The 5,842-nt window shown below is 50.4% G+C and carries 2 tRNA genes and 3 rRNA genes; all 5 read left to right on the top strand.

Annotation, left to right across the window (positions count from 1 at the left end):
- Window positions 1–523: 523 nt before the first annotated feature.
- Window positions 524–2,056, top strand: a 16S ribosomal RNA gene (locus AKL28_RS22890).
- A gap of 123 nt (window positions 2,057–2,179) precedes the next feature.
- Window positions 2,180–2,256 (top strand) — tRNA-Ile (locus AKL28_RS22885).
- A gap of 8 nt (window positions 2,257–2,264) precedes the next feature.
- Window positions 2,265–2,340 (top strand) — tRNA-Ala (locus AKL28_RS22880).
- A 281-nt stretch (window positions 2,341–2,621) separates the two neighbouring features.
- Window positions 2,622–5,493 (top strand): 23S ribosomal RNA (locus AKL28_RS22875).
- 149 nt (window positions 5,494–5,642) lie between these two features.
- Window positions 5,643–5,755, top strand: a 5S ribosomal RNA gene (rrf, locus tag AKL28_RS22870).
- The 16S, 23S and 5S rRNA genes sit together here with 2 tRNA genes alongside, the layout of an rRNA operon.
- Window positions 5,756–5,842 lie beyond the last annotated feature (87 nt).

Genomic DNA, 5,842 nt, shown 5'->3' with positions numbered 1-5,842 from the left:
GTGAGGCTGGTTGGAGGGTGTTGGGTAAATTATTTTTCATTATTTTTTAAAAAGTACTTGCGTGGGTGAAGGTGGGTTGCTATAGTTCGCCCCCTGCTGACGCGACACACGAAGCGACGAGAAAGACGGAGCGGAAGTGGCGAGCGAAGCAGGGAGAAGTTGAAGGAAATGTTGGGGTTTGGTTAGTAAAGAACTTCAGCAAAAATTTTTAAGAAAGCGTTAAAAAAGTAGTTGACGCAAATTAAAAATGACCTCATAATCTCGTTTCTCTGCTGCTGACAAACAAAACGATTTGCCAGCGACGCGAACGAAGCGAAAGCGACGGACGCGACAGACAAGATCTTTAAAAATTAACAGCCGATAAGCGTGGGCGTTTAATGAAGTGCGACAGACCTTCGGGTCTGGAAACTTTAAACATTAAATGCTCACAAGAAATATAGGTAAGATCGCAAGAAATTACCTGTCAGTATTTTGAGAGAGCGACACCCTTCGGGGTGGCCAGAAATGGCACAAAACAGAGATTAAACTAAAGAGTTTGATCCTGGCTCAGATTGAACGCTGGCGGCATGCCTTACACATGCAAGTCGAACGGCAGCATAGGAGCTTGCTCCTGATGGCGAGTGGCGAACGGGTGAGTAATATATCGGAACGTGCCCTAGAGTGGGGGATAACTAGTCGAAAGATTAGCTAATACCGCATACGATCTACGGATGAAAGTGGGGGATCGCAAGACCTCATGCTCATGGAGCGGCCGATATCTGATTAGCTAGTTGGTGGGGTAAAAGCTCACCAAGGCGACGATCAGTAGCTGGTCTGAGAGGACGACCAGCCACACTGGGACTGAGACACGGCCCAGACTCCTACGGGAGGCAGCAGTGGGGAATTTTGGACAATGGGGGCAACCCTGATCCAGCAATGCCGCGTGAGTGAAGAAGGCCTTCGGGTTGTAAAGCTCTTTTGTCAGGGAAGAAACGGTTGCAGCTAATATCTGCGACTAATGACGGTACCTGAAGAATAAGCACCGGCTAACTACGTGCCAGCAGCCGCGGTAATACGTAGGGTGCAAGCGTTAATCGGAATTACTGGGCGTAAAGCGTGCGCAGGCGGTTGTGTAAGTCAGATGTGAAATCCCCGGGCTCAACCTGGGAATTGCATTTGAGACTGCACGGCTAGAGTGTGTCAGAGGGGGGTAGAATTCCACGTGTAGCAGTGAAATGCGTAGATATGTGGAGGAATACCGATGGCGAAGGCAGCCCCCTGGGATAACACTGACGCTCATGCACGAAAGCGTGGGGAGCAAACAGGATTAGATACCCTGGTAGTCCACGCCCTAAACGATGTCTACTAGTTGTCGGGTCTTAATTGACTTGGTAACGCAGCTAACGCGTGAAGTAGACCGCCTGGGGAGTACGGTCGCAAGATTAAAACTCAAAGGAATTGACGGGGACCCGCACAAGCGGTGGATGATGTGGATTAATTCGATGCAACGCGAAAAACCTTACCTACCCTTGACATGGATGGAATCCTGAAGAGATTTAGGAGTGCTCGAAAGAGAACCATCACACAGGTGCTGCATGGCTGTCGTCAGCTCGTGTCGTGAGATGTTGGGTTAAGTCCCGCAACGAGCGCAACCCTTGTCATTAGTTGCTACGAAAGGGCACTCTAATGAGACTGCCGGTGACAAACCGGAGGAAGGTGGGGATGACGTCAAGTCCTCATGGCCCTTATGGGTAGGGCTTCACACGTCATACAATGGTACATACAGAGGGCCGCCAACCCGCGAGGGGGAGCTAATCCCAGAAAGTGTATCGTAGTCCGGATTGGAGTCTGCAACTCGACTCCATGAAGTTGGAATCGCTAGTAATCGCGGATCAGCATGTCGCGGTGAATACGTTCCCGGGTCTTGTACACACCGCCCGTCACACCATGGGAGCGGGTTTTACCAGAAGTGGGTAGCCTAACCGCAAGGAGGGCGCTCACCACGGTAGGATTCGTGACTGGGGTGAAGTCGTAACAAGGTAGCCGTATCGGAAGGTGCGGCTGGATCACCTCCTTTCTAGAGTGCGCACGAAGTTAAGCGTCCACACTTATCGGCTGTAAATCAATAAGAACAGTTATTTGGTAGGAAGCACGGTTTGATGCAAATTGCTGAGAACTGGCTACTGATACTGATCCAAGCGGGTCTGTAGCTCAGCTGGTTAGAGCACCGTGTTGATAACGCGGGGGTCGTTGGTTCGAGCCCAACCAGACCCACCAAAGTTTTCGGGGGTTTAGCTCAGCTGGGAGAGCACCTGCTTTGCAAGCAGGGGGTCGTCGGTTCGATCCCGTCAACCTCCACCAAGATATCAAACCTAAGTCAGCGCTGTAAAAGGCGTAGTGATTTAGGTTTGGTCTTTTAAGACTAATGGCTGTTTTTGTTCTTTAACAATCTAGAAGAAGTAAAGATTCATTTAAACGATCGCCAGGACTTCGGTTCTTGCGAAAGTAAAAAATGGGTGTGATTGTATCAATCAAAGTATTACGAAGTGATCTTAGCAATTAGAAGACTTACTTTGGCAATACGGCAAACGCTAAACTCAAATTTTTCTATAGCGCTCTGGCAACAGAGGCTAACGTTATAGGAACAAGCGAATAAGTGCACATGGTGGATGCCTTGGCGATTACAGGCGACGAAGGACGTAGTAGCTTGCGATAAGCTGCGGGGAGCTAGCAAACAAGCTTTGATCCGCAGATTTCCGAATGGGGAAACCCACCCGCAAGGGTATCACTCACTGAATACATAGGTGTGTGAAGCGAACGTGGCGAACTGAAACATCTAAGTAGCTACAGGAAAAGAAATCAACCGAGATTCCCAGAGTAGTGGCGAGCGAAATGGGACCAGCCTGCAAGATTTAGCATCATTGATAGTGGAACGGAATGGAAAGTCCGGCCATAGAGGGTGATAGCCCCTTACACGAAATCATTGGTGTGGAACTAGGCTTGCGACAAGTAGGGCGGGACACGTGAAATCCTGTCTGAACATGGGGGGACCATCCTCCAAGGCTAAATACTCGTAATCGACCGATAGTGAACCAGTACCGTGAGGGAAAGGCGAAAAGAACCCCGGAAGGGGAGTGAAATAGATCCTGAAACCGTGTGCATACAAACAGTAGGAGCCTCGCAAGGGGTGACTGCGTACCTTTTGTATAATGGGTCAGCGACTTACATTCAGTGGCAAGGTTAACCGCATAGGGAAGCCGTAGAGAAATCGAGTCCGAATAGGGCGTTCAGTCGCTGGGTGTAGACCCGAAACCAAGTGATCTATCCATGGCCAGGTTGAAGGTGCGGTAACACGCACTGGAGGACCGAACCCACTAATGTTGAAAAATTAGGGGATGAGCTGTGGATAGGGGTGAAAGGCTAAACAAACTTGGAAATAGCTGGTTCTCTCCGAAAACTATTTAGGTAGTGCCTCAAGTATCACCATCGGGGGTAGAGCACTGTTATGGCTAGGGGGTCATCGCGACTTACCAAACCATTGCAAACTCCGAATACCGATGAGTGCGAGCTTGGGAGACAGACGCCGGGTGCTAACGTCCGACGTCAAGAGGGAAACAACCCAGACCGCCAGCTAAGGTCCCAAAGATTGGCTAAGTGGAAAACGAAGTGGGAAGGCTAAAACAGTCAGGAGGTTGGCTTAGAAGCAGCCATCCTTTAAAGAAAGCGTAATAGCTCACTGATCGAGTCGTCCTGCGCGGAAGATGTAACGGGGCTAAGCCAGTCACCGAAGCTGCGGATATCCGTAAGGATATGGTAGGAGAGCGTTCTGTAAGCCTGTGAAGGTGTCTTGTAAAGGATGCTGGAGGTATCAGAAGTGCGAATGCTGACATGAGTAGCGATAATGCGGGTGAAAAGCCCGCACGCCGTAAGCCCAAGGTTTCCTGTTCAACGTTCATCGGAGCAGGGTGAGTCGGCCCCTAAGGCGAGGCAGAGATGCGTAGCTGATGGGAAGCAGGTTAATATTCCTGCACCGTCGTTAGATGCGATGGGGGGACGGATCGCGGAAGGTTGTCCGGGTGTTGGATGTCCCGGTTCCTGTATCAGAGAAGGCTGTTAGGCAAATCCGGCAGCGTAATTCAAGGGTATGGGACGAGCGAACTTGTTCGCGAAGCAATCGGAAGTGGTTCCAAGAAAAGCCTCTAAGCTTCAGTCTAACGAGACCGTACCGCAAACCGACACAGGTGGGCGAGATGAGTATTCTAAGGCGCTTGAGAGAACTCGGGAGAAGGAACTCGGCAAATTGGTACCGTAACTTCGGGATAAGGTACGCCCAAGTAGTTTGACTGGCCTGCGCCAGAAGGACGAAAGGGTTGCAATAAAATGGTGGCTGCGACTGTTTAATAAAAACACAGCACTCTGCAAACACGAAAGTGGACGTATAGGGTGTGACGCCTGCCCGGTGCTGGAAGATTAAATGATGGGGTGCAAGCTCTTGATTGAAGTCCCAGTAAACGGCGGCCGTAACTATAACGGTCCTAAGGTAGCGAAATTCCTTGTCGGGTAAGTTCCGACCTGCACGAATGGCGTAACGATGGCCACACTGTCTCCTCCCGAGACTCAGCGAAGTTGAAATGTTTGTGATGATGCAATCTACCCGCGGCTAGACGGAAAGACCCCATGAACCTTTACTGTAGCTTTACATTGGACTTTGAACCAATCTGTGTAGGATAGGTGGGAGGCTTTGAAGCGTGGACGCTAGTCTGCGTGGAGCCAACCTTGAAATACCACCCTGGTTTGTTTGAGGTTCTAACCTTGGTCCGTTATCCGGATCGGGGACAGTGTATGGTAGGCAGTTTGACTGGGGCGGTCTCCTCCCAAAGTGTAACGGAGGAGTTCGAAGGTACGCTAGGTACGGTCGGACATCGTGCTAATAGTGCAATGGCATAAGCGTGCTTAACTGCGAGACTGACAAGTCGAGCAGGTACGAAAGTAGGACATAGTGATCCGGTGGTTCTGTATGGAAGGGCCATCGCTCAACGGATAAAAGGTACTCTGGGGATAACAGGCTGATTCCTCCCAAGAGTTCATATCGACGGGGGAGTTTGGCACCTCGATGTCGGCTCATCACATCCTGGGGCTGTAGCCGGTCCCAAGGGTATGGCTGTTCGCCATTTAAAGTGGTACGTGAGCTGGGTTTAAAACGTCGTGAGACAGTTTGGTCCCTATCTGCCGTGGGCGTTGGAAGTTTGAAGGGGGCTGCTCCTAGTACGAGAGGACCGGAGTGGACGAACCTCTGGTGTATCGGTTGTCACGCCAGTGGCATTGCCGAGTAGCTAAGTTCGGAAGAGATAACCGCTGAAAGCATCTAAGCGGGAAACTCGCCTTAAGATGAGACTTCCCGGGAACTAGATTCCCCTAAAGGGTCGTTCGAGACCAGGACGTTGATAGGTCAGGTGTGGAAGCGCAGTAATGCGTTAAGCTAACTGATACTAATTGCCCGTGCGGCTTGTTCCTATAACATTAGCTCGGTTATAGACAAGTTTGCGTTATGTGTTTGCCCTTATGTGCATCACACCCTCATGTAATATCAAATGAATCAATACTTCTTCCAAGATTGGGTTGCTCGCTGCTCCGTTTGAGAGCGTGCAACTTTACAAGTTATGCCTGATGACTATAGCAAGTTGGTACCACCCCTTCCCATCCCGAACAGGACCGTGAAACGACTTCGCGCCGATGATAGTGCTGCAACCAGTGTGAAAGTAGGTCATCGTCAGGCTTGTTATATGCGAAAGCCCACCATCTAGCGATGGTGGGCTTTTTGCTTTGGGGATTTGGTTTTGCGCCGTGCGCTTTGCACTCCCCC

It is taken from the genome of Herbaspirillum chlorophenolicum, from assembly GCF_001189955.1.
Taxonomy (GTDB): domain Bacteria; phylum Pseudomonadota; class Gammaproteobacteria; order Burkholderiales; family Burkholderiaceae_D; genus Herbaspirillum; species Herbaspirillum chlorophenolicum.
Note: the sequence above shows the minus strand (reverse complement) of the source record. Positions and strands in the feature narration are given on the sequence as shown.